The sequence below is a fragment of the Acidovorax sp. 22279 genome (assembly GCF_052045435.1).
GTDB classification, from domain to species: domain Bacteria; phylum Pseudomonadota; class Gammaproteobacteria; order Burkholderiales; family Burkholderiaceae_C; genus Acidovorax; species Acidovorax delafieldii.
Genome location: NZ_JBQEOV010000009.1, coordinates 42,440 through 68,636 on the forward strand (window position 1 = coordinate 42,440; position 26,197 = coordinate 68,636).

The following is a 26,197-nucleotide window of genomic DNA, read 5'->3' on the forward strand; positions in this document are numbered from 1 at the left end:
ACCGACCATGCGTACCTTCGGACTCTCCGAGTTTCTTTTCATCGTGCAGGCCGCGCAGTGGACGCTGGCGCTGTCGGCCATTGCCTTCGTGGGCGGTGCGCTGCTGGGGCTGGTGGTGGCGCTGTCGCGCACCTCAGAGAACGCTGCGGCACGCAATGCATCGCGCGTGTTCATCCAGGTGTTCCAGGGCACGCCGCTGCTGCTGCAACTGTTCCTCATCTTCTTTGGTGCGCCCGTGCTGGGGTTTGACATCAACCCCTGGGTGGCGGCGGGCGTGGCGCTGGTGCTCAACAGCGCGGCGTTTCTGGCCGAGATCTGGCGCGGGTGTATCGAGGCTGTGCCACGCGGCCAGTGGGAGGCCGCCCAGGCCCTGAACCTCAAGTACGTGGCCCGCATGCGGTTTGTGGTGCTGCCCCAGGCTTTCAAGATTGCACTGCCGCCCACGGTGGGCTACGTGGTGCAGATCATCAAGGGCACATCGCTGGCGGCCATCATCGGCTTCACCGAGATCACGCGGGCAGGGCAGATCATCAACAACGCCACCTTTCAGCCGCTGCATGTGTTCACCACTGTGGCCGCGCTGTACTTCGTGATCTGCTGGCCGCTGTCGCTGCTGGCCGCAGGCATGGAGCGCAAGCGCGCCCGCGCTCTGGCGCGCTGACCCGCGCGCCGCCATCCTCTTTTCTTTCTGTTCTCGTTCACACCAACCACCAGGAGACATGCGATGACTTTTTCTTTGCAACGCCGCACTGCCACCGCCGCTTTGGCCGCCTTGGGCCTGGGTGCCGCGCTCACGGCCTTTGCGCCGCTGGCCTCGGCCCAGTCCGTGGCGGACATCAAGAAGAAGGGTGAGATCACCATCGGCATGCTGGTGGACTTTCCGCCCTACGGCACCACCAACGCCCAAAACCAGCCCGACGGCTACGACGCCGACGTGGCCAAGCTGCTGGCCAAGGACCTGGGCGTAAAGGCCAACATCGTGCCCGTCACTGGCCCCAACCGCATCCCGTTTTTGCTGACCAACAAGGTCGACGTGCTGGTGGCGTCGCTCGCCATCACGCCCGAGCGTTCCAAGCAGGTGCAGTTCTCGCAGCCCTATGCGGCCGCGACCATTGTGTTGTACGGCAAGACGGGCGCCAACATCAAGAGCGCGGCAGACCTGAAGACCGTGCGTGTGGGCGTGGCCCGCGCCAGCACGCAGGACGTGGCCGTGACCAAGGCCGCGCCTGAGGGTACCGAGATCCGCCGCTTTGACGACGACGCGTCGGCCATGCAGGCGCTGATCTCGGGCCAGGTCGATGCCATTGGCTGCTCGGTCACCGTGGCGGCGCAGATCGCCAAGCGCGTGCCCGCCAACACCTTCGAGAACAAGTTCAACCTGCTGCAGCAAGCCATGGGCATTGCCCTGCGCCCCGGCCAGGACGAGCTGACCAAGGCCGTGAACGACTTTGTGGCACGCAACACTGCCAATGGCGAGCTGAACAAGCTGTACCAGAAGTGGCTGGGCGCTGACCTGCCCAAGCTGCAGTAAGCCTGCCTGAACGATAAGGAGCCATTGATGAGCGACGCAGTCACGACCGCCCCCGGCACGCCGCCGATCATCCGCATGGAAGGGGTCAACAAGTGGTACGACAGCTTCCAGGTGCTCACCGACATCAACCTGTCGGTGCGGCCCGGCGAGCGAATCGTGATCTGCGGGCCGTCGGGCTCAGGCAAGTCCACGCTGATTCGCTGCATCAACCGGCTGGAGACGGTGCAAAAGGGCCGCATCGAGGTCGATGGCATCGACCTGACCGCTGGCGGCAAGAACGTGGATGCCGTGCGCGCCGAAGTGGGCATGGTGTTCCAGCAGTTCAACCTGTTCCCGCACCTCACCATTCTGGAAAACTGCACGCTGGCCCCCATGCGATCGCGCGGCATGAGCAAGGCGCAGGCCGAAGAAGTGGCCATGAAGTACCTGACCCGCGTGCGCATCCCCGAGCAGGCGCACAAGCACCCCAGCCAGTTGTCGGGCGGGCAGCAGCAGCGCGTGGCCATTGCGCGGGCGCTGTGCATGGCGCCCAAGGTGATGCTGTTTGACGAGCCCACCTCGGCGCTCGACCCCGAGATGGTCAAGGAAGTGCTGGACACCATGATCAGCCTGGCCGAAGACGGCATGACCATGCTCTGCGTGACGCACGAGATGGGCTTTGCCCGCAGCGTGGCCGACCGGGTGATCTTCATGGCCGACGGCAAGATCCTGGAGCAGGCGCCGCCGCAGCAGTTCTTCGGCCAGCCGCAGCACGACAAGACGCGGCAGTTCCTGGGCCAGATCCTGAGTTCCCACCACGCACATTGAGACCCACGCACAGACCCACGCACATTGAGACCTGACAGGTCGTGCGGTTGATGGACTTCGCCCCGTGGGGGCGCGGCCTGAAAGAAACACATGAAGGTATTGATTTCCCTGTCCTCCTTCGGCGCGGCCGAAACAGGACGCCACGGCCAGCTGTGGTGCACCGACCTGGCCCAGCAAGCGGGCGCGGACGGCGTGGAGGTGCGTGGCGAGCTGCTGCGCGATGCGGCCACCGAGCTGCCAGCGCTGGCGGGCCGGGCGGCGGTGTACTCCAGCCCCGAAGGCCTGTGGACCGCGCAGGGCGAGCTGGATGAAGCTGCCCTGGCGCGCGGCGTGCAGGCCGCCCAGGTGCTGCGCGCGCCGCGCCTGAAGATGTCGATTGGTGGCTTTGGTCCTTCGTCGCATGCCTCGCTGCATCGCCTCAAGGCCCTGCTGCAGGCCGCCCCGCAGGTGGAGCTGGTGATCGAGAACGACCAGACCGCCACCGCCGGCACGCTGGCGGCCATGCAGGCGTTTTTTGCAGCCCAGGCGCAGGCGGGGCTCGACCTGGGCATGACCTTTGACATGGGCAACTGGCACTGGCAGGGCGAATGCCCGCTGCAGGCCGCGCAGGCACTGGCACCCTATGTGCGCTATGTGCACTGCAAGGGCGTGCAGCGGCTGCCCGCCAAGTGGGTGGCGGTGCCGCTGGCCGATTCGGTGGCGCCCTGGCGCGCCGTGCTGCGCGCCTTGCCTGCCGATGTGCCGCATGCCATTGAATACCCACTGGTGGGTGACGACCTGGTGGCTGTCACGCGCGAACAGGTGGCCTTTATCCGCGCTGCACGGGAGGCTGCATGAGTGATTCAGTCTTCGACGTGGCACTGTTTGGCGAGGCCATGCTGCTGCTGGTGGCCAACGAGCCCGGCCCGCTGGAGAACGCCACCGGCTTCCACAAGCGCACGGCCGGGGCTGAGACCAATGTGGCCATCGGCCTCGCGCGCCTGGGCCTGAAGGTGGGCTGGGCCAGCCGCCTGGGCACCGACTCCATGGGCCGCGCGCTGCTGGCCGCCATGCAGGGCGAGGGCATCGATTGCTCGCACGTGGTGTGTGATGCCACGCAGCGCACGGGCTTCCAGTTCAAGGAGCGCGTGATGGATGGCCGCGACCCGCAGGTGGAATACCACCGCAAGGGCTCTGCCGCCAGCCAGATGGGGCCTGCCGATGTGGACGAGCCCTGGCTGCAGTCCGCGCGCCACCTGCATGCCACAGGCGTGTTTGCCGCCATCTCCGACACCAGCCTGCAGGCCGCCATCCGCACGCTGGAGGTGATGCGCGCTGCAGGCCGCACCATCTCCTTCGACCCCAACCTGCGCCCCACTTTGTGGTCGTCACCCGAGACCATGCGCCACTGGATCAACACCCTGGCCACCTATGCCGACTGGGTGCTGCCGGGCATGGAAGAGGGCGTGTTTTTGACCGGCGAAACCACCCCTGAGGGTGTGGCACGTTTTTACCGCGAGCGCGGCGCCAAGCTGGTGGTGGTCAAGCTCGGGCCCGAGGGCGCGTACTACGACAGCGACGTGGCCGGCACCGGCCGCGTGCCCGGCGTGCCCGTGGCCCAGGTGGTGGACACCGTGGGCGCGGGCGATGGCTTTGCGGTGGGCGTGATCAGCGCTTTGCTGGAAGGCCTGACTGTGCCCGCCGCCGTGCGCCGTGGCGCCTGGATTGGTGCCCGCGCCGTGCAGGTGCTGGGCGACACCGAGGGGCTGCCCACCCGCGCCCAGCTGCAGGAGGCGGGCCTGTGAGCCTGCCGCTACCTTCAACAGACGGCAGCACAAGCCCAGCGCGCAAGCAAGTGCTGGTGTTTCGCGAGCTGCCGCCCGACCAGCTCGCGCGGTTGACTGTCGTGCACGACGTGACAGTGGCCGACCCGCGCAAGCCCGACGAGCGCGCGCGGTTTGACGCAGCGCTGGCGCAGGCGCATGGGCTCATCGGCTCCAGCTTTCCCATCGATGCCGCCGTGCTGGCACGTGCGCCCCGGCTGCAGGCGGTGTCCAGCATTTCGGTGGGCGTGGACAACTACGCGCTGGACGTGCTGCAGGCGCGCGGCATCATGCTGTGCCACACCCCCGGAGTGCTCGACGAAACGGTGGCAGACTCGGTGTTTGCCCTCCTCATGGCCACCAGCCGCAGGCTGGTGGAGCTGTCGCAGCTGGTGCGCGAGGGCCGGTGGACCAAGAATATTGGAGAAGACCTGTTTGGCAGCGATGTGCATGGCAAGACGCTGGGCCTGCTCGGATTTGGCCGCATTGGCCAGGCCGTGGCGCGCCGCGCCGCACTGGGGTTCGGCATGCCGGTGATGTACCACGCCCGCCGCCCGGTGGACCTGGCGACCCAGGCCCCTGAGTTACAGGGCAAGGCCATCCACACGCCGCTGCCTGCGCTGCTGGCGCAGTCGGACTTTGTGGTGGCCATGCTGCCCTTGTCGGACAGCACACGGGGCATGGTCAACGCCGAACTGTTTGCAGCCATGAAGCCCGGCGCCATCTTCATCAACGGCGGCCGGGGTGCCACCGTGGTGGAGCAAGACCTGCTGCACGCGCTGGACCATGGCCCGCTGCGCGCAGCGGGGCTGGATGTGTTTGCCACCGAGCCGCTGCAGCTGGCGTCCCCCCTGCGCACCCACCCGCGCGTGACCCCGCTGCCGCACATTGGATCGGCCACGCACGACACGCGCCATGCCATGGCCGCGTTGGCCACCACCAACCTGCTGCAGGCCCTGGCGGGCGAACGGCCCGCTGCTGTGTACAACGCCGTGCCCGCATGAGCCCGCCGACACCCGCGCCCTCCACCGCGCCGCGCGTCCGTCCCACCATCGCCGATGTGGCGGCCGAGGCCGGTGTGTCCAAGGCCACGGTGTCGCGTTACTTCAACCACCGCGAACGCCTGCTCAGCCCCGACATTGCCGCGCGGGTCGAGGCGGCCATCGCCAAGCTGGCTTATGTGCCCAGCCCCATGGCCCAGGCGCTGAGCCATGGCCGCTCGCGGCTCATTGGCCTGGTGGTGGCCGACATCACCAACCCCTATTCGGTGGCTGTGCTGCGCGGGGCCGAGAAAGCCTGCCAGGACGCGGGCTACCTGGTCATGCTGTTCAACCTGGGCAACGACCGCGAGCGCGAGCGCGCGGCCATCGACGCGCTGGCCAGCTACCAGGTGGATGGCTTCATCCTCAATACGCTGGGGCAGGGCGAGGGGCAGGCGGATGTGAACACCTTGCACGGCAAGCCCGCCGTGCTGGTGGACCGGCGCCATGCCGGGCTGGCTGCAGACTTCGTCTCGCTGGACAACCAGGGCGCCATGCGCGAAGCCTGCGCCCATCTGCAGCAGCAAGGCTGGCAGCGCCTGCTCTACATCACCCAGCCCTTGCTGGGTGTGAGTTCCCGCATCGAGCGCACGGAGGCCTTTCGTGCGCTGGTGTCCTCCAAGGGCTCGGCGGTGCGCGGCACAGTGCTGGAGCTGGCGGCCGAACAGGGCGACGACGTACTGGACCAGGCACTCACCGATCTGCTGCGGCAGGCCCGGCCCGGTGAGCGCTGCGCGGTGGTGGCGGGCAATTCGGTGGTCACGCTGCGGGTGGCAGCGTCCGTCTCGCGCCTGGGGTGGACGTTTGGGCAACAGCTGGGTTTCGTAGGCTTTGACGACCCCGAATGGGCGTCGCTGATCCGGCCCGGCCTGAGCGCGGTGGCCCAGCCCACCGATGCCATCGGGCAACGCGCAGCGCAGTGCCTGCTGGAGCGCATCAACGGCCTGGAAGGCCCTGCGCGCGAGAGCCTGCTGCCCGGGCTGCTGGTGGTGCGCGGATCTTCGTTGGGGCCTGGGGGCCCGCCAGACCCGGGTTGAACGCACTGCATTCCGCAAAGGCCTGCGGTATGCTTTGCGGCCCTCGCCCTGGTGCATCGCCGGGGCCTCTTTTTTCGCCTTCATCCTTCAGGTGCGCCCTGTGCCAAATCCCTCTCTGGACACCTCCCGCATCCGCGCCATCTCCATCGATCTGGACGACACGCTCTGGCCCATCTGGCCCACCATCACGCGGGCCGAAAGTGTGCTGCTGGACTGGCTGACCCACCACGCGCCCGCCACAGCGGCACTCTTCTCGGACACCGAGGCCCTGCGCGCCATCCGCAACCAGATGGTGACCCTGCGCCCTGACCTGAAGGGCGACCTGAGCGCGTTGCGGCGCGAGTCCATCCGGCTGGCGCTGACGCAGGCCGGTGACGAGCCCGCGCTGGCCGAACCGGCGTTTGATTTGTTCTTTGCCGAGCGCCAGCGGGTGGAGCTGTTTGACGATGCGCACGACACGCTGGCTTTCTTGTCAGCGCGCTACCCGGTGGTGGCGGTGTCCAACGGCAATGCCGATATCCACCGCATTGGCATCGGCCACTACTTTCGCCACAGCATCAGCGCGTCGGACTTTGGCATCGCCAAGCCCGATGTGCGCATCTTCCATGCGGCCGCCACGGCCGTGGACGTGCTGCCCCACGAGGTGCTGCACGTGGGCGACGACGCCACGCTGGATGCGCAGGGCGCGCTGAACGCAGGCATGCAGGCGGTGTGGATCAACAGTGCCAACCACCCCTGGCCGCACGACGACACACCGCCCCATGCCACGGTGGACAGCCTTACGGCGCTGTGCCGGCTGTTGGCCTGACGGGTTCTACAGGGTTCGGTTTCTTGCCTCAGGTCAAGGTTTGGGCGCGCGGCGGTTGATGCCGCAGCCCGATCGAGTCACACTCCATCGTCGCTCAGCGACCCCTCCCACCATGCCCCGTACTCCCCCCCCGTTGCCCGCCATCCGCACCATCGGCATGATGCAGCCCATGACCTGGCTGGTGCTGGCCTGGCGCGACATGGCGCGGGCGGGCTGGATCAGTTTTGCGCATGGCCTGGCGCTCACCCTGTTTGGCGCCGCCATCTTTGCAGTGGCACACCACCGCTTCTGGCTGCTGGCGGGGGCTCTGTCGGGCTTTCTGGTGGTGGCGCCGGTGTTGGCCACCAGCCTGTATGCGCTGAGCCGTGCGCTGGAGCGTGGCGAAGCCGCCAACCTGGGCGTGGTGCTCAAGACCTGGCTCAACTGGCAGAACAGCCATGTGAACAAATGGGGCAGCGACTACTGGTGCATGCTGCAGTTCGGGGCCCTGCTGGCGCTGGCCGCCTCGGGCTGGGTCATGACATCTGCGGCGCTCATCACGCTGCTGGCGCCCGTGCCCATCGAGACACCGCTCGACTTTTTGCGCCACGTGGTCATGGCGCGTGACGGCTGGTTGTTTGAAATCTGGCTGGCGCTGGGCAGCCTGATGGCCGCGCCCATTTTTGCGTCCAGCGTGGTGGCCATGCCGCTGCTGCTGGACCGCCGCGCCACGCTGCTGCAGGCGGTGCTCACGGGCTGGCAGGCGGTCATCACCAACCCGGTGCCGATGGCGTTCTGGGCAGCGATCATCCTGGGCTTTACCTTGCTGGGCCTGGGTTCCCTGCTGCTGGGCCTGATCGCTGTGATGCCCATGCTGGGGCATGCCAGCTGGCACGCATACCGCGACCTGGTGGATGCATCCAGCCTGCCCGAGCGTGACCTGGTGGCCTCCGCAGTGCCAGCTGCCCCTGTGCGCCGGCCTGGAGGGACATCGTGATTTTTGGATTTACCGAGGCGCAGATCTCGGGCTTCTTCCTCACCTACGGGGTGGGGGCGTTCATCGCCTACATGCTGTTCATCATCGGGCAGCTCGCGTGGGAATCGAAGGCCGGACGCTTTGGCACCTTCGTGCTCTTCCTGGGCCTGGGCGTGGGTTTTCTGGGGTTCTTGGCCAAGGTGGTGATCCAGTGGTGGCTGGAACGGTAGCGGGCCACACGGCCCGTTGCTCAACGCCAGGCGCACCCAACCGCGATCTGTCCGGGGTCTGGCACTGAGGCCTGCGCATTCATTTCTTTCCGTTGTGTTTTGTTTCCTGTAGAAACTAATTGCAATGGCTGGAGGTGGTTGTGATGCTTCGTAACTCCCTGATCGTCGTCGTCCTGGCGCTGCTGGCCGAGGCGGCGGAAGCCCTGTCCCTGGGCGCGCCGCAAGGCAAGGTGTGGCTGGGACAGCCCATCGACCTGGGCTTTGAAGTCCAGCTGGACCCCGGCATGTCGGTGGATGCCTTGTGCCCGCAAGCGCGGCTGGTGTCCGGCGATGTGGCCGTGCCGGCAGGCCGTGTCCAGGTGAGCGTGCGGCCGAGCGAACCGGAGCGCAACCCGGTGCTGCGGGTGCAGTCCTCCCATCTGGCCGACGAGCCGGTGCTGACGGCCCAGGTCTCCGTGCATTGCACGGGCCGGGTGACGCGCGAATACACCTTTCTGGCCGATCTGCCCGCCACCGTTGCGGCCGGGCTGAAGCCAGTGGCGATTCCCTGGGAGGTGCCGTTGGCAGATGCCTCCCCCTCACGGGCGGCTGGGGTGGCTGCCGGAGAAGCGTCGTCTGTACCCGCAATGGGCCCCTCGCGGCCGCGCAAGGCGTCGGCCGCCAGCCGGGTAGCCCGCAAGGGCACGAAACTGGCCGCAAAGTCTGCGGGGGCTCCCGTTGCGCGCGGCCCGTCCGCTGACACAGCGGCAGTGGCTTCCGCGACCAGCACTGCGCAGACGGCGCCTCAGGAGCCACCCAGCACCGCGCCCAGCATGGCGCCTGAGGCCGCAGCAGCGCCCCCCGCACAGGCGTCGGCATCGTCCACCGCCTCGGTGGCTCCAGCAGCGGCATCTGTTGCGCCTGGACCTTCCAAGCCCCGGCTGGTGATGGAGCCGTTGACGGCGCTGGTCACGCCACCCGCCTCGGGCGAAGGGGCTCCGTCCGACGGCGCAACATTGATGCCGGTGGCGGCTTCGGCTGCGGAGGTCAACGCGCCGGACGGCGCGGGATCCCCCGGCGCGCGCATGCAGGCCTTGCAGGTGGAAGTGGATCGCATGCGCGCGCAGGCCGAGCAAGACCATCAGGCCACGCTCGCATTGCTGGCCCGTGTGGAACAGCTGAATGCGGGGCATTTCCCGGCGTCCTTGGTGTATGGGCTTCTGGCTATGCTGGCCTTGACGGTCGGGGCAGCAGGCTGGCTGCTGGCGCGCATGCGACACGCCATGGACGCATCGAACGAAGAGTGGCGCAGCACCCTGACGGCCTATGTGGCGCAGTCTTCCTTGCCCGCAGCGGGAGACGCTGAGGCCGAGCGCCGCACAGCAGTGCTACCGGCCGATGACCGGCCTGCTGGGTTGCCCGGACTACAAGGAGTGGGTGCCTTGCCCGCGTAGGGACGGTCAGCGGACCAATCGCTCAGGAGGTGGTGCGCAGCGCAGATCAACGCGGCCAGGACCGCAGCCCCAGATCCTGCGCCAGGCGGCGATAGTCGGCCAGGCTGCGCTGCACATAGTCATCCAGCGCCGCGCCGCTCAGCGCGAAGGGGTACAGCCCATGGCGGGCGCACAGGGCCGCGTAGCCAGGCGCTGCCTGGGCTTCCTGCAGGGCGGTCGTCCAGGCGTGGGCGTCGGCATCGGGCACGCTGGCAGCCATGTAAAGGCCGCGCACTGTGGTCCATTGCAGGTCAATGCCCTGCTCGCGTGCGGTGGGCAGGGCGGCCAGGGCTCCGGGTAGCCGCGCGGGGGCCAGCACTGCCAGGATTCGTACCGGCAGGCCTTCTGCAGCGGCCCGGGTGGCCTCGGCCGCATCGCCGGTGAAGATGTCGATGTGCCTGCCGCCCAGAGCCTTGAGCGCTTCGCCACCGCCTTCGAACGACACAAAGCGCATGCGCTTGTGGTCTTGCCCCGCCGCGCGCACCAGCAGCGCGGCCTTGACCCAGTCCTGGCTGCCCAGCGTGCCGCCGGCACCAAACACCACGCGGCCTGTATCTTTTTGCAGCGCGGCGACTACGTCTTGCAAGCGTTGGTAGGGGGCGTCGCGGTGCACAGCCACCACTCCATAGTCGTTGCCCAGCGTCGCTATCCAGCGCACGGCGCTCACCGGGTGTGGGCCGAAGCGGCCCTGCGCCATGTTGAGCAGTGAGCCACTGGAGAACGCCACCAGTGTGCCGGGTCCCCCCAGGCGGCCTGTGGCCACCTGGTCAAATGCCACCGCGCCGATGCCGCCGGGCAGGTAGCGGGTGCGCAGCGGCGTGCGGCCAGGGCGCACGGCCTGAATTGCCTGCGAGGCCAGACCACAGGTCAGGTCAAATCCACCGCCGGGGCGTGAGGGCGCAATGCACTCTGCTGGCTCACGCGATGCGTCTGCAGCCGCCGGAAAAGGGGCGAGGCCTGCGCCAGCGGTGGTGTATGCGGCGAGCGTCTGCAGCAGCTGGCGGCGGCTGCAAGGCGCGTTCAGCGGGCGGTCTGTGGTGGGCAAGGGCTGCGTCATGGGGTATGGAGCGTTCACTTGTTCAGCAGACTGTGTCAGGCGCGGGGCCACCAGAGTATCGCCAGGAGCCCTGGCCCTTCAGCGCGCGCCTGCAGCCGCAGGCTGCCCCGGTGCCGCTCGGCAATCGACCGCGCAATGGCCAGCCCCAGGCCGGAGCCGCCCGCCGTAGCCTGCGAGCCGCGGCGGTAGCGCTGGCCCAGTGCGTCGCGCTCCTCGGCGGGCAGACCGGGGCCGTTGTCCTCCACGCAGATGCTCCAGCCCAGGCTGTCACCCGCGGCCGACACGGTGACGGTGCCCAGCGCCGGGGTGTAGGCGATGGCATTGGCGGCCAGATTGGTCAGGGCCTCGCGCAGCAAGCCACTGTCGCCCACGGCCTCGATGCCAGCGGAGGGCGTATGGATGCCAAAGTCGATCTGCTTGGCGCGCGCCTGGGGCAGCAGTTCCAGCGCCACCGTGCGCAGAAGCGCGGCCAGGTCAAACGGTGTCAGCTCCACCGCCGCTGTGTCGCTGCGGCCCAGCGCTAGTAGTTGCTGGGTGCTGTGGGTGGCGCGGGCGATCTCGCCCCCGATGGCAGCCAGCGTGTGCTGCACCTGCGCGGTGTCGCCCTCGCGGCGCGCGTAGTCGATCTGCATCTGCAGCGTGGTGAGGTGGGTGCGCAGCTGGTGCGAGGCGTCGTCCAGAAATTGCCGCTGCTGCGCCACCAGGTCTTGCGTGCGCGCCATCTGCTGGTTGACCGCGTCCACCAGCGGGCGGATGTCGGCGGGCAGGTCGTTGGATGCCAGTGGGGTCATGTCGTCGCCGTTGCGGGCCTGCACCTCGCGCGCCAGCCGCGCCAGCGGGCGCAGTGCCACGGCCAGCAGCGCGGCGGTGCCCAGCACCATCAGGGCCAACACCAGCGCATCGCGTTGCACCGCGCGGCGTACAAAGCGGACGGTGAAATCCTGCCGCGACCGGGTGCTTTCGGCCACCTGCACCAGTACGGTGGATGCGGGCTCCGCACGATCCAGCGCGCGGCGGTAGGCCGCCAGCCGCACGGATTCGCCAAAGTAGGTGGCGTCATAAAAACGCGGCACGCCGGGCTCCAGAGGGCCGTCGGGCAGGGGAAGGTCGGCATTGCCCAGCTCCACCAGCCCGTCGGACGACGCCACGCGAAAGTACACGTTGCCGCTGGCCGTGAGCTCAAAGAATTCGAGCATGCTGTACGGCAGCTCGGCCGACAGGCCGCCCGAGGCGGTGGATATGTTGGCGTCGATGGACTTGAGCGCGCCCAGCAGCGAGCGGTCGTAGGCCGCGTTGGCGGCCTCCAGCGCATCGTGCCGGGTCATCCACAGCTCCACGCCCGTCACCAGGGCCAGCAGCGGCAGCAACAGCATGGCCAGCAGGCGCCACAGGCTGGCGCGGCGAAGGCGCGCGGTCAGGCCCATTGCCATTGGTCAGTCGGCCTCTAGCGCGTAGCCCAGGCCGCGCAGCGTGGTGATGCGCACACCGCTGCCATCCAGCCGCTTACGCAGGCGGTGCACAAACACCTCCACGGCTTCGGGGTGCACATCGTCATCGTCGGTGAACACGCGGTCCAGGATCTGCTGCTTGGAAAACGGCTCGCCACTGCGCTGCACCAGCACGCGCAGCACCGCATGTTCGCGCGGGGATAGGGCCAGGGGCTCGCCGCGCAGGGTGAACTGCTTGCGGGCGCTGTCGTATACCAGCGCACCGCAGGCCTGGCGCTGGTGCTCGTTGCCACGCGCGCGGCGCACAAGGGCGTGCAGGCGTGCCTCCAGCTCGGCCAGCTCGAAAGGCTTGGCCAGAAAGTCGTCGGCCCCCGCGTTGAGCGAGCGCACGCGCTCGTCCAGCGAGTCGCGTGCTGTGAGGATCAGCGCGGGAAGGCGCTGGTCGCGGTCGCGCAGGCGTTGCAGCACCGCCTGCCCGTCCAGCCCGGGCAGGCCCAGGTCCAGCACCAGTGCGTCGTAGTTGTCGTGCTGCTGCAGCGCGCGGTCGGCCAGGCGGCCGTCGTTCACCCATTCGACCTGGATGCCCGCATGCTCCAGTGCACGGCTCAGCCAGGTGCCCAGGTTGTGGTCGTCTTCGGCCAGAAGGATGCGCATGGAGGGATGCTACCGTTTGTGAGGATGACGCAGGGCTTGCCTTCAGCATTGAGCCATTCAACGCGGAGCGGTCACGGCGCGCAAGCGCCAGCAGTCTGCTTGCGAGCACGCACTGCCCAGGCCAGGCCAGGCCAGGCAGCCGTGCAAGGGCCGCCCCGCCGCACTGGCTGCGTCCCCCTTCCCGACCCGCGCAGCGGGGCGAGAGAAAGGGGGAAGACGCGAAGCGGCTCAGGGGGTTAGTCTGGCTTCACCTTCGCGCGCAGCAGCACCTTCTTCCAGCGCTCTTGTTCGGACGCGATGAACTGCGCGAACTGCGCTGGCGTGCCGCCAATGGCCTCGGCAGCATCCGCGTTCAGGCGCTCCAGCGAGCCGGGGGCCTTGACGGCCTTGGCGGTTTCGGCTGCCAGCTTGTCGAGGTTGGCCGGGGCCAGGTTGGCGGGCGCCAGCATGCCGTACCACTGCGTCATCTCAAAGCCCGGAAAGCCCTGTTCGGCCACCGTGGCCACGTCGGGCAGCTGGGGCAGGCGCTTGGCCGAGCCGGTGGCAATGCAGCGCACCTTGCCGGCCTTGATGAAAGGCAGCAGGGCGGCAGCGCCCACGGCAGCGGCATCAAGGCGGCCCGAGAGCAGGTCGGTCATCATGGGGCCGGTGCCACGGTAGGGCACGTGCAGCATGAAGATCTCGGCGGTCATCTTGAGGTATTCAAACGCTAGGTGGCCTGCGCTGCCGTTGCCCGCCGAGCCATAGCTGAGCTTGGCCGGGTTCTTCTTTGCGTAGGCGATGAACTCCTTGAGGTTCTTGGCGGGCACGTCGGGGTGCACCACGTAAAGGCTGGGCACCTTGGCCAGCAGGCTCACGGGCTTGAAGTCCTTGTTGGCGTCGTAGGGCAGCTTGTCGAAGATGAAGGGGTTGACGGCCAGCGTGCCGATGTGGCCCAGGATCAACGTGTGCTGGTCGTCCGAGCGTGCCACTTCACCCATGGCGATGTTGCCTGCGGCGCCCGGCTTGTTGTCCACATACACGCTCTGGCCCAGCGTCTTGCCCAGCTCGGCAGCGGTGGAGCGGGCCACGATCTCCGAGCTGCCGCCCGGCGCGAACGGCACCACAAACCGCACCGACTTGGACGGCCAGGCCGCCTGGGCCGATGCACCGGTGGGCAGCAGGCCGCCCAGGGCCAAGGCGCCGCTGGCTCCCAGCAGATGGCGACGGCTGGGGGACCAGAGGGCGGGGTGTTCGTGTGAAAGCATGGGGGGTGTCTCCGTCAAAACAAAAGGCCGAAAGGCCAGCGCGCCCAAAGGCGAACAAGGCGCATGCGGCATGCGAGTGGCGCCATGGTGCCTGGGTCGTGCTTTCGGAATGCTGTCAGCGGGCTTGGTAGTTACCCGGGGGTGGCCTGCTGGCCCGGGTGGTGTTGTGTCAGCCCGCTGCTGCGCAGGCCGCCACGGCGGTGCCGCTGAGCACCGCGCCTTCCAGCGTCGCCGGGTAGGGGCCCTCCACATAGTCGCCGCAGGCCGTCAGCCCCGGCAGCACCTGCATGGCGGGCCGCTGTAGGCCGGGGGTGCACGCAAACGTGGCGCGCTTTTCGACCACGGTCTGCACAGGGCGCAGGCCGGGCAGGCCCAGCTGCGCGGCAGCCTGCTGCAGCACCTGTTGCTCGATGAGCGCCCGGTCGCCATCGCTGGCGCTCACCACAAAGGCCAGCAAGCCCTGCTGGCCGTCAAGCTGGCCCCGGTCGAACACGAACTGCGCCGGGTGCTCGGCCGTGTTGCGCAGCGCCAGCATGGGCAGGGGCAAGCGCGCGCCGCTGGCGTGGGCGTATACGGTGGTGATGGCTTCAAACCGAAGGGCACTGGCGGTGGCGCTCCAGCGGGCGGCAGCGGCCAGGCCCGCCGTGCTGGCAAGGCTATCGACCAGGCGCGCGGCCTCCCACGAGGGGCACGCCAGGGTGATGTGGTCGAAGGAGTCGGCTGCTTCGGCGCCCTGCGCTGTACCGACGGCGTCCACAGCCCCGACCAATTGCCAGCGCCCGCTGGGCAGGGGCACAAGCCGCTGGATGCGTTGGCCGGTGACCACCTGGCCGCCTTGCTGCACCAGCCAGCGCACCGCAGCCTCGGGGAACAGCGCGCCCAGGTCGGTGCGTGGCAGCAACAGGTTGGAGCCGCCGCGTCCGCTGAACAGGCTGTCCTGCAGCACCCGCAAAAACACCTGGCCGCTGGCCTCGCGTGCGGGGGTGTTGAGTGCAGACACGCACAGCGGGTCGATGAACTCGGCCATCAGCCGGGGCGTGAGCGGGGCACACAGGTCTGCCACCGAGGTGTGGGGCGCGCAGCGAAAGCCGCGCAGTTGCCAGGCCGTGGCCGTGCGCAGCAGAGCGATCTTGTCCTGCCAGCCCCAGCCTTTGGCGCGCGCGATGCCCAGCAGCGCATCGAGCGGCGGGGGCAGGTCGGGCAGTTGCAGGCCCTGGCCATCGGGAAACTGCAGGGTCAGCGGCAGACGCAGCAGCGCGGTGGCAGGGTCCATGCCCACCAGGCGCATCAGGCGCAGGCTCTCGGTGTAGGCACCGATCAGGATGTGCTGGCCGTTGTCCAGCGTGGCCACTGTGCCATCGGGCAGCACGCCCGGCACGGCGCGGGCGCGGCCGCCCACCGTGCGCGCGGCCTCTAACACGGTGACCTGGCGGCCGGCCTGCCGGTGGGCGATGGCTGCAGCCATGCCGGCCCAGCCAGCCCCGATGACGGCGACTTTCTGCGGTGCCACGCCGGGCTACATCCTGCCCAGGGCTTGCATCTTCCAGGCCAGCCAGAACTTGCGCAGCGGCGTGAGGCGGATGCGCTGGTGCAGCACCTGGAAGTTTTCGTGCTCGATCTCGCGCAGCAAGGTGCGGTAGATGCTGGCCATCATCAGGCCGGGCTTTTGGGTGCGGCGGTCCGCGTCGGGCAGCAGGGCAAAGGCCTCGTCGTACAGCCGGTGCGCACGCTCGGCCTGAAAACGCATGAGTGCGGTGAACCGGTCGGAGTACTGGCGCTTCAAGATCTCGTGCGCTTTCACGTCGAACTGCTGCAGCTCGCTGACCGGCAGGTAAATGCGGCCCAGCATGGCGTCTTCGCCCACGTCGCGGATGATGTTGGTGAGCTGGAACGCCAGGCCCAGCCGGTGGGCGTATTCGGTGGTGCGCGGGTCGGTCTGGCCGAAGATGCGCGCCGCGACTTCGCCCACGATGCCCGCCACCAGGTGGCAGTAGCCCTGGAGGCCTGCAAAGTCGAGGTAGCGCGTCTGCTCCAGGTCCATCTGGCAGCCGTCGATCACGGCCTGCAGGTGGCGCTGTTCGATGCCGTAGTCGGCCGCCAGCGGCATCAGCGCCAGCATCACGGGGTGCGTGGGCTGGCCCGCGTAGGCCTTGGTCACTTCGGCCTGCCACCAGGCCAGCTTGGTGCGGGCCACGCCAGGGTCGCTCACTTCGTCGACCACATCGTCCACTTCGCGGCAAAACGCATAGAACGCCGTGATGGCCGCGCGGCGCGGGGCAGGCAGAAAGAGAAAGGCGTAATAGAAGCTGCTGCCCGAGGCCACGGCTTTTTGCTGTACGTACTGCTGCGGTGTCATGGGGCGAGATTGTCCCATGGCGCACCGGGGCGGGCCGGTTGTCGGGGTTTGAGGTGTTTTCGGGCGGATGCGCTAGTGCCGCATGCCCTGGTTGCTATTCAAATGATAGCTTCAGGGAGGTGTTGCGGAGGCGGCGGGTGCAGGGGCTGGCGCCTCGGGTTGCGACATCTCGCGCATCAGCGCGTCCAGGTCGTCGCCCTGGATCGACATCTCGGGCAGCGTGGCGGGCGTGCTGCGCAGCCACTGCGTGGTGGCGGGCACGGCCATCACGAGGACGATCACGCCAGCCAGGCAGAGCAGGTAGGGCGCCAGTGCACGCGCCACCGCGCCCATGGCGGGCCGGGGCGCCACCTGGGCGCGGGACAGCACCAGCGCGTAGCCCAGCGGCGGCAGCAGGAACCCCGCCTGCAGCACCAGCAAGGTGAGCGCAGCCACCCAGGCCGCGTCGTCCACCAGCGCCAGCAAAGGGGGCATGACGATGGGGATGATCAGAAAGATCAGCTCGAACGCATCGAGCACAAACGCCGAGCCCAGCAGCACGGCCAGCACCACACCCATGGCCAGCAGGGGCTGGCCCTGCAGGGCACGCATCCATTCGGCCACCAGCACATCGGTGCCGTAGGCGCGCAGCACCAGCGAGAACGTGACCGCCGCCACCAGCAGCGCAAACAGCGCACCGGTGAGCGCCATCGCGTCGTCCAGCACCTGCGCCAGCCGCCGCAGCGTGAGCTGGCGCGACACCACGCCCCACGCCAGCAGCAGCACCCCGGCGGTGGCGGCCGCCTCTACCGCCCGCACGCGGCCGGTGGTGACCAGTGCCAGCAGGGCCACGATGAGCGTGGGCACCACGCCCAGCGTCCAGCGCTCGCTGCGGGTGAGGGACACCGGTGCTGAGGATGTGGCCCCCTGATCTGCGGTGCCGCCAGTGCGGCGCTGGGCGAGCCACCAGGTCACGCCCATCCACAGCACCAGCAGCAGAGCACCCGGTGCCAGGGAGGCCTGCAGCACATCCTGGGTATTGATGATGCGGGTGCCTGCGCGGGCGCTGGCCAGCCCCAGCTGCGTGGCCAGGGTCAGGCCCTCGGTGTGGGCGCGCAGCATGGCATCGCCCAGCAGCAACAGCACGAGCGACGGCGGCACGATGATGCCCAGTGTGCTGGCCACGGCGACCAGGGCGGTACGGCGGGCGGGCGGCATGCCTTCATGGGCCCAGGCCTGCCCGGCGGTGTGCGACAGGGTCACCAGACTGGCCCCCACCGATCCGTTCATGGGCGCCATCAGCATGCCCACGCCCAGACCCGCCATGTCGGGCGCGGCCCGTAGCCCCACCACACGCGCCAGCAGCTTGCGCAGCCCGCTGTACAGGCCGTTGACCAGTGCCAGGTGGTTGAGCAGCGCACCCACCACGGCATACAGCACCAGTGCCTGCAGCAGGTCGTGTTCGAGCAGGCCGACCACCCGTTCGGGCAGGCTGCGCAGCACCGCGCCATCGAACGCGCCCAGCGCCAGGCCCGCCACCGCGCCCAGGGTGCTGACGCCCAGCAGCACGGCGTAGGTGGCCCAGCCGGTCGTCATCATCAGCACCAGGGCCAGCACCAGCAGCAACAGGCCGATGGCGTTCATGGGATGGCGCTCATGCGTGGTCAGCCGGTGCGCTATTTGGCGTGCGCAGCGTGTGCACGGCCCGCCACAGGTCGGCCAGTGCTTGCAGGGCCAGCAGCACGGCCAGCAGCAGCAAGGCCAGCTTGATGGCGAAGTAGCCAGGGTTGGCGGTTTCAGGAAAACTCTCCAGCCCCCGCACCGACCGCCATACCGTAGGCGCGGCGTTGATGCACACGAACACCGCCCAAGGCAGCACGGCCAGGGGTGCGCCCAGCAGGCGCATGGCGCGCACCGGGCCCCAGCCCGCATGGGCAAGGTCGGGGCGGCTGACCAGGTGGGCGCCGCGCCGGTCCGCGTGGCGCAGGGCCACGGCCACATACAGCGCAAACAGTACCTGCGCGAGGTCGTTGGCCTGGCTGGACCCCGCGCCCCACCCGTCGCGCAACGGCCATTGCAAAAACAGCAGCAGCACGACCAGCAGCGCCAGCGGCATCACCAGCGCGCCCAGGCGGTTGAGCCAGCGCTCCAGTGGCAAGGGCGTGGGCAGGTCAGGCGGCAAATGCATGCAGATGAAGGGGCGGCGGAATGGGCTGCGAAACAGGCTGCACAATGGGCCGCTGGGCGGCTCGGTTCAGCATTCGACCACATTCACCGCCAGCCCGCCGCGCGATGTCTCCTTGTATTTCACCTTCATGTCCGCGCCAGTCTGCATCATGGTCTTGATGACCTTGTCGAGGGAGACCACGTGCTGCCCGTCGCCACGCAGCGCCATGCGGGCGGCGTTGATGGCCTTGATAGCGCCCATGGCGTTGCGCTCGATGCAGGGGATCTGCACCAGCCCGCCCACGGGGTCGCAGGTCATGCCCAGGTTGTGCTCCATGCCGATCTCGGCCGCGTTCTCCACCTGCTCGGGCGTGCCGCCCATCACGGCGGCCAGCGCGCCAGCGGCCATGGAGCAGGCCACGCCCACTTCGCCCTGGCAGCCCACCTCAGCGCCGGAGAGCGATGCGTTTTCCTTGTAGATGATGCCGATGGCACCTGCGGTGAGCAAAAAGGTGGCAATGCCGTCGTCGTTGGCCGGGATGGGGCCCTGCAGAAAGTTGACGTAGTAGTGCAGCACGGCCGGGATCACGCCTGCCGCACCGTTGGTGGGCGCCGTCACCACGCGGCCGCCGGCGGCGTTCTCTTCGTTCACGGCCATGGCGTACAGGTTCACCCAGTCCAGCATGGAGAGCGGGTCGCGCAGGGCGGCCTCGGGCGAGCGGCTCAGGTTCTTGTGCAGCTCGGCCGCACGCCGGCGCACATGCATGGGGCCGGGCAGCGTACCGGTGCTGGCGCAGCCGCGCTGCACGGCGCCCGCCATGGTCTGCCAGATGGCCAGCAGCTGGCGCCGCACCTCGGCCGGGCTGCGCCAGTGCTGTTCGTTGGCGGCCATGAGCTGGGCCATGCTCAGGCCCGTAGTGCGGCACTGCGCCAGCAGCTCGGCCCCGGTGCGGAACGGGTGCGGCAGGCCCTGGCCATGGCCTGCGGTATCGGCGCCGGCGCTGGCGGGCGTGTTGAGCACGCGCTGGCCCGCCGCATCGACCACAAAGCCACCGCCCACAGAGTAGTACTCACGCATGGCGATGTCGTTGCCCTGCGCATCCAGTGCATGGAACGCCATGCCGTTGGGGTGCAGCGGCAGGCTTTTGCGGCGAAACAGCAGGTGGTCCTTTTCGACAAACGGCACGGCATGCTCGCCCAGCAACGCCAACGTGCCGCTCTGGCGGATCTGTGCGATGGCGGGGGCGATCTGGTCGGGGTCGATGTGGTCAGGCTCGTGCCCGGCCAGACCGAGCAGCACGGCGCGGTCGGTGCCGTGGCCCACGCCGGTGGCCGAGAGGGAGCCGAACAGCTCCACGTTCACCTGGTGCACCGCCGCCAGGCCGACAGAGTCGCGCACATGGCAGGCGAACTGCCGCGCCGCAATCATGGGCCCCACGGTGTGGGAGCTGGACGGCCCGATGCCGATCTTGAAGAGGTCGAAAACGCTGACAGACATGGTGGGGGTGACCCTGGGCTCTGAGAACCAGTTTTAAAGGTGCCCCAGCGCTTGTGGCGCGCGGGCACGGGCCAGCAGGGTGGGGTGTTGGCCGCCGCCCTGCCACGGTGGCCGCGAGGCTAACCGGGTGCGGTGGCCGGGGCATGCTCGCAATCCCTGCCCCTGCCGGGTCAAGGGCGAGAGGCATCCCAACAATTTGCTATCAATTAAGTAGCTATTGGTGCTAATGAATCATGCGCTATAGGCCGTTTGGGCACTGCGTGGTGCGCTGGCAGGCCAATGTGTGAGCCTGCCTTGTGGCCCATGAATCTTTCTTACATCACCAGCGCGCGGCCCAGCATCACGCACCAGTCCCACCCACGGAGCTTGGGCCGGGTGTGCAGGCTGCCCCCTTTGAGCACATCGACCTTGTCGAGGATGCGCAGGCCGCCTTGCACCACCAGCCGCAGCTCCCAGCCGGCGCGGCCGGGCAGGCGGTGCACCAAGGGGGCGCCGCTTTGCATCGTGGTGCGCGCCCAGTGGGCGCAGTCGGCGATCAGGCGGGCGTTCTCGCGGGTGCTTTGCAGCGCCAGCAACTCAGACTGGCAGGCGCCATACGCTACGCAGTCGGAGCGCGGCAGGTAGTGGCGGCCCCGGGGAATGTCCACGGACAGGTCCTGCCAGAAGTTGATGAGCTGCAGCGCCGTGCAGATGGCGTCGCTCTGGCGCAGCGCCTCGGCGTCGTGCACGCCATACAGGTGCAGCAGCAGCCGGCCCACCGGGTTGGCCGAGCGGCGGCAGTAGTCCAGCAGCTCGTCGCGGTCGGCGTAGCCCTCGCCGTCACGGGTTTTTTCGACGTCCTGGGCAAACGCGCTCAGCAGGTCTTCCAGCAGCGGCACGGGCAGCTGATGGCTGCGCAAGACGCCTTGCAGCGGCAAAAACACGCTGGCCCAGCGGGGCGAGGGCGCCTGGCCTTGGGCAATCGCGCGCAAATCGGCCAGGTAAGCGGCCAGGTCAGCCAGCCGGGCGGCGGGCAGGGCATCGCCTTCGTCGGCAATGTCGTCGGCCGTGCGCGCAAAGCCGTAGATGGCGGCAATCGGCTGGCGCAGGTGGGGCGGGCACAGCAGGGATGCTACGGGGAAGTTTTCGTAATGGGTGACAGGAGGCGCCACCGCATCAGTCGCAGTGGGCTGTGGCGCGGAGGCTGCGCCGGGGTGGGGAGAGGGGCTGGGACGGTCGTTCACACCCCGGATTGTCGCTTGACAAGCTCAAGGGCTTCTCATAGATTACTAACCGGTCAGTCAGTAATCATAAGAACCAATCCAGTGGGGGACAAGGCGGCTGGCCCCTGCATCTGTTCACAAGCGCCCTGCATGGCTGCGGGTGGCTGGTTGGCGGGTGTCTGGTGTACTGTCGCTGCGCGGGCACTCCGGCCTGCGTCTTGCTTGCTGATCCTTGTGGCCCCTTCTTTTTTCACCGGATTTCCCATGCGCACATCCTCCGCCCTGCGGCCCTCTTCACGGCATTCCAGGCTTTTGCTGGTGCTGGCCACCGCTACCGTGCTGGCCGCCTGTTCGCGTCCCGCACCGCCTGAGGAGCCCGTGCGCTCCGTCAAGTTGATGACGGTGGGCGTGGGCGCGCTGCAGTCCAGCCTGGAGTATTCGGGCGAGGTGCGCGCGCGGGTGGAGTCGCGCCTGGGCTTTCGCGTGGCGGGCAAGATCGTGCAGCGCCAGGCCGAGCTGGGCCAGCGCGTGAAGGCCGGGCAGGTGCTGGCGCAACTGGACCCCAAGGACTACCAGCTGGCGGCTGATGCGGCGCGCGCGCAACTGGCATCGGCCACCACGCAGCGTGATCTGGCGGCGGCGGACCTCAAGCGCTACCAGGCGCTCAAGGACCAGAACTTCGTCAGCGGTGCCGAGCTGGAACGCCGCGAGGCCACGCTCAAGGCGGCCCAGGCCACGCTGGACCAGGCGCGCGCGCAGCTGTCGTCGCAGGGCAACCAGGCGGCCTACACCACGCTGGTGGCCGACGTGTCGGGCGTGGTGACGGGCATCGATGCCGAGCCGGGCCAGGTGGTGTCGGCCGGTGCGCCGGTGGTGCGTATTGCGCAGGACGGCCCGCGCGACGTGGTGTTTGCTGTGCCCGAGGACAAGGTGGCGCAGATCACGACGGGCTCCGAGGTGGCTGTGCGCGGCTGGTCTGGCGGCGCGACCCTGACGGGCCGCGTGCGCGAAGTGGCTGCGAGCGCCGACGCTGCGACCCGTACCTTCCAGGTCAAGGTGGCCATTGACGCTGCGGACGCCCCAGCGCTGGGCGCCACCGTGTACGCCACGCCCAAGGCACTGAGCCATGCCGGCATTGCCGCCATCAAGCTGCCCACGAGCGCGCTGCGGCAGGAGGGCCAGTCCACCGCCGTGTGGGTGTACGACCCCGCGACCAGCACCGTCAAGTCGCAGGTGGTGCAGATCGCCACGGCCGACGGCAACGATGCGGTGGTGGCAGGGGGCCTGACCCCCGGCATGCAGGTGGTGGCCACTGGCGTGCACGTGCTGTCTCCCGGCCAGAAAGTGACGGTATACCAGCCAAAAGTGGCCCAGGCGCCAGTGAATAAAGCGCAGACAGCTCCTGAATCTGTAGCAATGCCGGCGGTGCCATCGGCTCCGGCGGCCGCTGCTGCACCCGCCACCGCCACGGCCTCTGCCGCCAACTGAGGCCCGCAATGACGCAAATCCAACCCAAAGAGGGGTTCAACCTCTCCAAATGGGCGCTCGACCATCCTGCGCTCACCCGCTACCTCATGGTGGTGTTGATGCTGCTGGGCTTTGCCGCCTACTTTCAGCTGGGGCAGGACGAAGACCCTCCGTTCACCTTCCGTGCCATGGTGGTGCGCACCTACTGGCCCGGTGCCACGGCCCAGCAGGTGGCCGAGCAGGTCACCGACAAGATCGAGCGCACGCTGCAGGAAGTGCCGTACGCCGACAAGATCCGCAGCTATTCCAAGCCCGGCGAGTCGCAGATCATTTTCCAGATCAAGGACTCCTCCAAGCCTGGCGACGTGGCCAACGTCTGGTACAGCGTGCGCAAGAAGGTGGGCGACATGCGCTACACCTTGCCCCAGGGCATTCAGGGCCCGTTCTTCAATGACGACTTTGGTGATGTGTATGGCGTGATCTACGCGCTGGAGTCCGAGGGATTCAGCTACGCAGAGCTCAAGCAGTTTGCCGATGACGCGCGCCAGCAGCTGCTGCGCGTACCCGATGTGGCGAAGGTCGAGCTGTTTGGCGTGCAGGACGAAAAGCTCTTCATCGAGATCTCGCAAAAGCGCCTGTCGCAACTGGGCCTGGACATGAACCAGGTGCTGGCCCAGCTGGGCCAGCAGAACGCAGTGGAAAGCGCGGGCACCATCCAGACCCCGCAAGACCAGGTGCAGGTGCGCGTGCAAGGCCAGTTCAACGCCATCGAGGACCTGCGCGCGATGCCGATCCGTGGCCCCTCGGGCGCGCAACTGCGCCTGGGCGATATTGCCGAAGTGCAGCGCGGCTACGTGGACCCACCGGGCGTGAAGGTGCGCCATCAGGGGCGCGAGGTGATTGCGCTGGGCGTCTCCATGTCCAAGGGCGGCGACATCATTGCGCTGGGCAAGGCCCTGCACACCACCACCGACCGCATCGCTGGCACGTTGCCGGCGGGCGTGAAACTGGTCAACGTGCAAGACCAGCCCAAGGCGGTGTCCACCTCGGTGAACGAGTTTGTCAAGGTGCTGATCGAGGCCGTGGTCATCGTGCTGGCGGTGAGCTTCGTCAGCCTGGGCGTCCACAAGCGGCCCGGCAACAACCCGCTGTGGAAGCGCTGGTACATCGACCCCCGCCCGGGGCTGGTGGTGGGCATCACGATCCCGCTGGTGCTGGCCGTCACGTTCCTGGCCATGTGGTACTGGGGCATCGGGCTGCACAAGATTTCGCTTGGCTCGCTCATCATCGCGCTGGGCCTGCTGGTGGACGACGCCATCATTGCGGTGGAGATGATGGTGCTCAAGCTCGAAGAGGGCTATGACAAGGTGCGCGCCGCCACCTTTGCCTACGAGATCACGGCCATGCCCATGCTCACGGGCACGCTGATCACGGCGGCGGGCTTCCTGCCCATCGGCCTGGCCAAGTCCACCACGGGTGAATACACCTTTGCCATCTTTGCCGTGACGGTGATTGCGCTGGTGCTCAGCTGGTTCGTGTCGGTCTACTTCGTTCCTTACCTCGGCACACTGCTGCTCAAGGTGCCGCCGCACGTCTTGGCCGCTCAGGCCAACAAGGGCATCACGGACGACCCGCACGAGGTTTTTGACAGCCCGTTCTACCGCAGCTTCCGCCGTCTGGTGGACTGGTGCGTGCAGCACCGCTGGCTGACCATTGGCGCCACGGTGCTGACCTTTGCGCTGGGCATTGTCGGCATGGGCAAGGTGCAGCAGCAGTTCTTCCCTGATTCCAGCCGGCCTGAGATTCTGGTGGACATCTGGTTCCCCGAAGGCACGTCGTTCGCAGGCAACGAGGCCGTCACCAAGCGCGTGGAGCAGCGCCTGCTGTCTGAGCCAGGCGTGAACACGGTGAGCACCTGGGTAGGCTCTGGCGTGCCGCGTTTTTATCTGCCGCTCGATCAGGTGTTCCCGCAGAGCAACGTGTCGCAGTTCATCGTGGTGCCCCAAGACCTGAAGGTGCGCGAATCGCTGCGTGTGAAGCTGCCTGCGCTGCTGGCGCAGGAGTTCCCGGAAGTGCGCGGGCGCGTCAAGCTGCTGCCCAACGGGCCGCCCGTGCCTTATCCCGTTCAGTTCCGCGTGGTGGGACCCGATCCGCTGGTGCTGCGCGAGCGTGCGGACGAGGTCAAGGCCCAGCTGCGCCAGAACCCCAACATGCGCGGGGTGAACGACAACTGGAACGAGTCCGTGAAGGTGCTCCGCCTGGAAGTCGACCAGGCCAAGGCACGCGCCCTGGGCGTGACCAGCCAGTCCATCGCACAGGCGTCCAAGACCATTCTGTCGGGCACGCAGGTCGGCCAGTACCGCGAGGGCGACAAGCTCATCGACATACTGCTGCGCCAGCCGCTGGATGAGCGAAACGCCATCACCGACATTGCCAACGCCTATCTGCCCACGGCCTCGGGCAAGTCGATCCCGCTCACGCAGATCGCCAAGCCCGTGTTCACCTGGGAGCCCGGCGTGATGTGGCGCGAAAACCGCGACTACGCCATCACCGTGCAAGGCGACGTGACCGAGGGCCTGCAGGGCGCCACGGTGACGGCGGCGCTGCTGCCATCCCTCAAGGAGATTGAGGCCAAGTGGCGGTCGGCGGGCCAGACGGGCTACCGCATCGAGGTGGCGGGCGCCGTGGAGGAAAGCTCCAAGGGCTCGGCGTCCATCGCGGCGGGTCTTCCCATCATGCTGTTCATCACCTTCACGCTGCTCATGCTGCAACTGCACAGCTTCAGCCGTGCCATGCTGGTGTTCCTGACCGGGCCGCTGGGGCTGGCGGGTGTGGCGGCGGCGCTGTTGCTGCTCAATCGTCCCTTTGGTTTTGTGGCGCTGCTGGGGGTGATCGCGCTCATGGGCATGATCCAGCGCAATTCGGTGATCCTGATCGATCAGATCGAGCAGGACCGCGCCCGTGGCGTGCCCGCCTGGGATGCCATTGTGGAATCCGCCGTACGCCGTTTGCGCCCCATCGTGCTTACCGCCGCTGCCGCCGTGCTGGCCATGATCCCGCTGTCGCGCAGCGTGTTCTGGGGCCCGATGGCTGTTGCCATCATGGGCGGGCTGGTGGTGGCCACGGTGCTGACGCTGCTGGCACTGCCTGCAATGTATGCGGCCTGGTTCCGTGTCAAACGACCTGCGCCAGAGGTTCCTGGTGCTGCTTGACCGACAGGGCGTCCGCATCAGGTAAAATAGAAGGTTGACCGATTTCACACAGGCGGCAGCCGAGGTTGCCGCCTGTTTGTTTGTAGAACCGCGCGGGTGGCGAAATTGGTAGACGCACCAGGTTTAGGTCCTGACGCCAGCAATGGTGTGGGGGTTCGAGTCCCCCCCCGCGCACCACCCATGTGAGACTTTGCGGAACACGGCGCTGCTGCGCTGCAGCCAGCACGAT

23 protein-coding genes and 1 tRNA gene are annotated in these 26,197 nt (G+C 68.0%); 14 read left to right on the top strand and 10 right to left on the bottom strand.

Going from position 1 to position 26,197, the window contains the following annotated elements; translation table 11 throughout:
• Positions 1–7 precede the first annotated feature (7 nt).
• The 11 genes from ACTJKQ_RS13025 to ACTJKQ_RS13075 all read left to right on the top strand — a co-directional run bounded on the left by ACTJKQ_RS13025 (position 8) and on the right by ACTJKQ_RS13075 (position 9,643).
• Entirely contained in the window at positions 8–661 is a 654-nt protein-coding gene (locus ACTJKQ_RS13025) for an amino acid ABC transporter permease (RefSeq protein ID WP_440597053.1), read from the top strand.
• 63 nt (positions 662–724) lie between these two features.
• Positions 725–1,531 carry a transporter substrate-binding domain-containing protein gene (locus tag ACTJKQ_RS13030; RefSeq protein ID WP_056747112.1) on the top strand — a complete coding sequence of 269 codons (807 nt, stop codon included), beginning with the start codon at positions 725–727 and terminating at the stop codon, positions 1,529–1,531.
• 27 nt (positions 1,532–1,558) lie between these two features.
• Entirely contained in the window at positions 1,559–2,338 is a 780-nt protein-coding gene (locus tag ACTJKQ_RS13035) for an amino acid ABC transporter ATP-binding protein (protein ID WP_056638118.1), read from the top strand.
• Positions 2,339–2,428: 90 nt separating this feature from the next.
• Complete coding sequence (locus ACTJKQ_RS13040; protein WP_440597054.1) at positions 2,429–3,175, top strand: sugar phosphate isomerase/epimerase family protein; 747 nt, start codon at positions 2,429–2,431, stop codon at positions 3,173–3,175.
• The gene (locus ACTJKQ_RS13045) at positions 3,172–4,122 is read left to right on the top strand and encodes a sugar kinase (RefSeq protein ID WP_440597055.1); all 951 of its coding nucleotides are present in this window, start codon (positions 3,172–3,174) and stop codon (positions 4,120–4,122) included. The genes ACTJKQ_RS13040 and ACTJKQ_RS13045 overlap by 4 nt, the downstream gene beginning before the upstream one ends.
• On the top strand, positions 4,119–5,144 hold the full coding sequence (locus ACTJKQ_RS13050) for a 2-hydroxyacid dehydrogenase (protein WP_440597056.1): 1,026 nt from the start codon (positions 4,119–4,121) through the stop codon (positions 5,142–5,144). The genes ACTJKQ_RS13045 and ACTJKQ_RS13050 overlap by 4 nt, the downstream gene beginning before the upstream one ends.
• On the top strand, positions 5,141–6,217 hold the full coding sequence (locus ACTJKQ_RS13055; protein WP_440597057.1) for a LacI family DNA-binding transcriptional regulator: 1,077 nt from the start codon (positions 5,141–5,143) through the stop codon (positions 6,215–6,217). Before ACTJKQ_RS13050 ends, ACTJKQ_RS13055 begins: the two co-directional genes overlap by 4 nt.
• Positions 6,218–6,317: 100 nt before the next feature.
• Complete coding sequence (locus ACTJKQ_RS13060; RefSeq protein ID WP_015014902.1) at positions 6,318–7,025, top strand: HAD-IA family hydrolase; 708 nt, start codon at positions 6,318–6,320, stop codon at positions 7,023–7,025.
• A 112-nt stretch (positions 7,026–7,137) separates the two neighbouring features.
• Complete coding sequence (locus ACTJKQ_RS13065; RefSeq protein ID WP_440597058.1) at positions 7,138–8,001, top strand: DUF2189 domain-containing protein; 864 nt, start codon at positions 7,138–7,140, stop codon at positions 7,999–8,001.
• The gene (locus ACTJKQ_RS13070) at positions 7,998–8,210 is read left to right on the top strand and encodes a DUF2788 domain-containing protein (RefSeq protein WP_056064510.1); all 213 of its coding nucleotides are present in this window, start codon (positions 7,998–8,000) and stop codon (positions 8,208–8,210) included. Before ACTJKQ_RS13065 ends, ACTJKQ_RS13070 begins: the two co-directional genes overlap by 4 nt.
• A gap of 143 nt (positions 8,211–8,353) precedes the next feature.
• The gene (locus ACTJKQ_RS13075) at positions 8,354–9,643 is read left to right on the top strand and encodes a type IV pilus assembly protein FimV (protein ID WP_440597059.1); all 1,290 of its coding nucleotides are present in this window, start codon (positions 8,354–8,356) and stop codon (positions 9,641–9,643) included.
• Positions 9,644–9,689: 46 nt separating this feature from the next.
• On the opposite strand, the gene ACTJKQ_RS13080 is transcribed toward ACTJKQ_RS13075, so the two are convergent.
• The 10 genes from ACTJKQ_RS13080 to hpnC form a co-directional block, all read right to left on the bottom strand.
• On the bottom strand, positions 9,690–10,739 hold the full coding sequence (locus tag ACTJKQ_RS13080) for a Bug family tripartite tricarboxylate transporter substrate binding protein (protein WP_440597060.1): 1,050 nt from the start codon (positions 10,737–10,739) through the stop codon (positions 9,690–9,692).
• 35 nt (positions 10,740–10,774) lie between these two features.
• Positions 10,775–12,163 carry a sensor histidine kinase gene (locus tag ACTJKQ_RS13085; protein ID WP_440597173.1) on the bottom strand — a complete coding sequence of 463 codons (1,389 nt, stop codon included), beginning with the start codon at positions 12,161–12,163 and terminating at the stop codon, positions 10,775–10,777.
• Positions 12,164–12,172: 9 nt separating this feature from the next.
• Entirely contained in the window at positions 12,173–12,841 is a 669-nt protein-coding gene (locus tag ACTJKQ_RS13090) for a response regulator (RefSeq protein WP_015014896.1), read from the bottom strand.
• Positions 12,842–13,077: 236 nt separating this feature from the next.
• Positions 13,078–14,088 carry a Bug family tripartite tricarboxylate transporter substrate binding protein gene (locus ACTJKQ_RS13095; protein WP_440597061.1) on the bottom strand — a complete coding sequence of 337 codons (1,011 nt, stop codon included), beginning with the start codon at positions 14,086–14,088 and terminating at the stop codon, positions 13,078–13,080.
• Positions 14,089–14,257: 169 nt separating this feature from the next.
• Entirely contained in the window at positions 14,258–15,553 is a 1,296-nt protein-coding gene (gene hpnE / locus ACTJKQ_RS13100) for a hydroxysqualene dehydroxylase HpnE (protein ID WP_440597174.1), read from the bottom strand.
• A 51-nt stretch (positions 15,554–15,604) separates the two neighbouring features.
• Positions 15,605–16,444: a presqualene diphosphate synthase HpnD gene (gene hpnD / locus ACTJKQ_RS13105; RefSeq protein WP_110961094.1), complete on the bottom strand. Its 840-nt coding sequence runs from the start codon at positions 16,442–16,444 to the stop codon at positions 15,605–15,607.
• A gap of 111 nt (positions 16,445–16,555) precedes the next feature.
• Positions 16,556–18,067 carry a TRAP transporter large permease subunit gene (locus ACTJKQ_RS13110; RefSeq protein WP_440597062.1) on the bottom strand — a complete coding sequence of 504 codons (1,512 nt, stop codon included), beginning with the start codon at positions 18,065–18,067 and terminating at the stop codon, positions 16,556–16,558.
• 10 nt (positions 18,068–18,077) lie between these two features.
• A complete protein-coding gene (locus ACTJKQ_RS13115; RefSeq protein WP_440597063.1) occupies positions 18,078–18,611 on the bottom strand; it encodes a C4-dicarboxylate ABC transporter substrate-binding protein in 534 nt (177 codons plus the stop codon).
• Positions 18,612–18,677: 66 nt separating this feature from the next.
• Positions 18,678–20,087, bottom strand: a complete 1,410-nt coding sequence (locus tag ACTJKQ_RS13120; protein ID WP_440597064.1) for an L-serine ammonia-lyase — start codon at positions 20,085–20,087, stop codon at positions 18,678–18,680.
• Between the two features lie 314 nt (positions 20,088–20,401).
• A complete protein-coding gene (gene hpnC / locus ACTJKQ_RS13125) occupies positions 20,402–21,310 on the bottom strand; it encodes a squalene synthase HpnC (protein WP_440597065.1) in 909 nt (302 codons plus the stop codon).
• A 243-nt stretch (positions 21,311–21,553) separates the two neighbouring features.
• On the opposite strand from hpnC, the gene ACTJKQ_RS13130 reads away from it, so the two are divergent.
• The 3 genes from ACTJKQ_RS13130 (at position 21,554) to ACTJKQ_RS13140 (ending at position 26,145) form a co-directional block, all read left to right on the top strand.
• Positions 21,554–22,777 (top strand): efflux RND transporter periplasmic adaptor subunit, encoded by a 1,224-nt coding sequence (locus ACTJKQ_RS13130; RefSeq protein WP_440597066.1) that lies wholly within the window; start codon positions 21,554–21,556, stop codon positions 22,775–22,777.
• 8 nt (positions 22,778–22,785) lie between these two features.
• Positions 22,786–25,968, top strand: coding sequence for an efflux RND transporter permease subunit (locus tag ACTJKQ_RS13135; protein ID WP_440597067.1), 3,183 nt, complete (start codon positions 22,786–22,788; stop codon positions 25,966–25,968).
• Between the two features lie 90 nt (positions 25,969–26,058).
• Positions 26,059–26,145 (top strand) — tRNA-Leu (locus tag ACTJKQ_RS13140).
• The last annotated feature ends 52 nt before the right edge of the window (positions 26,146–26,197 follow it).

What these genes read in the sequence shown, in the direction of transcription:
- ACTJKQ_RS13055 (WP_440597057.1), top strand. Translation starts at nt 5,141, where the DNA reads ATGAGCCCGCCGACACCCGCGCCCTCCACCGCGCCGCGCGTCCGTCCC.
- ACTJKQ_RS13080 (WP_440597060.1), bottom strand. Translation starts at nt 10,739, where the DNA reads ATGACGCAGCCCTTGCCCACCACAGACCGCCCGCTGAACGCGCCTTGC.
- ACTJKQ_RS13120 (WP_440597064.1), bottom strand. Translation starts at nt 20,087, where the DNA reads ATGTCTGTCAGCGTTTTCGACCTCTTCAAGATCGGCATCGGGCCGTCC.
- ACTJKQ_RS13110 (WP_440597062.1), bottom strand. Translation starts at nt 18,067, where the DNA reads ATGAACGCCATCGGCCTGTTGCTGCTGGTGCTGGCCCTGGTGCTGATG.
- ACTJKQ_RS13130 (WP_440597066.1), top strand. Translation starts at nt 21,554, where the DNA reads ATGCGCACATCCTCCGCCCTGCGGCCCTCTTCACGGCATTCCAGGCTT.
- ACTJKQ_RS13035 (WP_056638118.1), top strand. Translation starts at nt 1,559, where the DNA reads ATGAGCGACGCAGTCACGACCGCCCCCGGCACGCCGCCGATCATCCGC.
- hpnE (WP_440597174.1), bottom strand. Translation starts at nt 15,553, where the DNA reads ATGGCTGCAGCCATCGCCCACCGGCAGGCCGGCCGCCAGGTCACCGTG.
- ACTJKQ_RS13115 (WP_440597063.1), bottom strand. Translation starts at nt 18,611, where the DNA reads ATGCATTTGCCGCCTGACCTGCCCACGCCCTTGCCACTGGAGCGCTGG.
- ACTJKQ_RS13075 (WP_440597059.1), top strand. Translation starts at nt 8,354, where the DNA reads ATGCTTCGTAACTCCCTGATCGTCGTCGTCCTGGCGCTGCTGGCCGAG.
- ACTJKQ_RS13030 (WP_056747112.1), top strand. Translation starts at nt 725, where the DNA reads ATGACTTTTTCTTTGCAACGCCGCACTGCCACCGCCGCTTTGGCCGCC.
- hpnD (WP_110961094.1), bottom strand. Translation starts at nt 16,444, where the DNA reads ATGACACCGCAGCAGTACGTACAGCAAAAAGCCGTGGCCTCGGGCAGC.
- ACTJKQ_RS13095 (WP_440597061.1), bottom strand. Translation starts at nt 14,088, where the DNA reads ATGCTTTCACACGAACACCCCGCCCTCTGGTCCCCCAGCCGTCGCCAT.
- ACTJKQ_RS13090 (WP_015014896.1), bottom strand. Translation starts at nt 12,841, where the DNA reads ATGCGCATCCTTCTGGCCGAAGACGACCACAACCTGGGCACCTGGCTG.
- ACTJKQ_RS13065 (WP_440597058.1), top strand. Translation starts at nt 7,138, where the DNA reads ATGCCCCGTACTCCCCCCCCGTTGCCCGCCATCCGCACCATCGGCATG.
- ACTJKQ_RS13040 (WP_440597054.1), top strand. Translation starts at nt 2,429, where the DNA reads ATGAAGGTATTGATTTCCCTGTCCTCCTTCGGCGCGGCCGAAACAGGA.
- ACTJKQ_RS13135 (WP_440597067.1), top strand. Translation starts at nt 22,786, where the DNA reads ATGACGCAAATCCAACCCAAAGAGGGGTTCAACCTCTCCAAATGGGCG.
- ACTJKQ_RS13045 (WP_440597055.1), top strand. Translation starts at nt 3,172, where the DNA reads ATGAGTGATTCAGTCTTCGACGTGGCACTGTTTGGCGAGGCCATGCTG.
- ACTJKQ_RS13025 (WP_440597053.1), top strand. Translation starts at nt 8, where the DNA reads ATGCGTACCTTCGGACTCTCCGAGTTTCTTTTCATCGTGCAGGCCGCG.
- ACTJKQ_RS13085 (WP_440597173.1), bottom strand. Translation starts at nt 12,163, where the DNA reads ATGGGCCTGACCGCGCGCCTTCGCCGCGCCAGCCTGTGGCGCCTGCTG.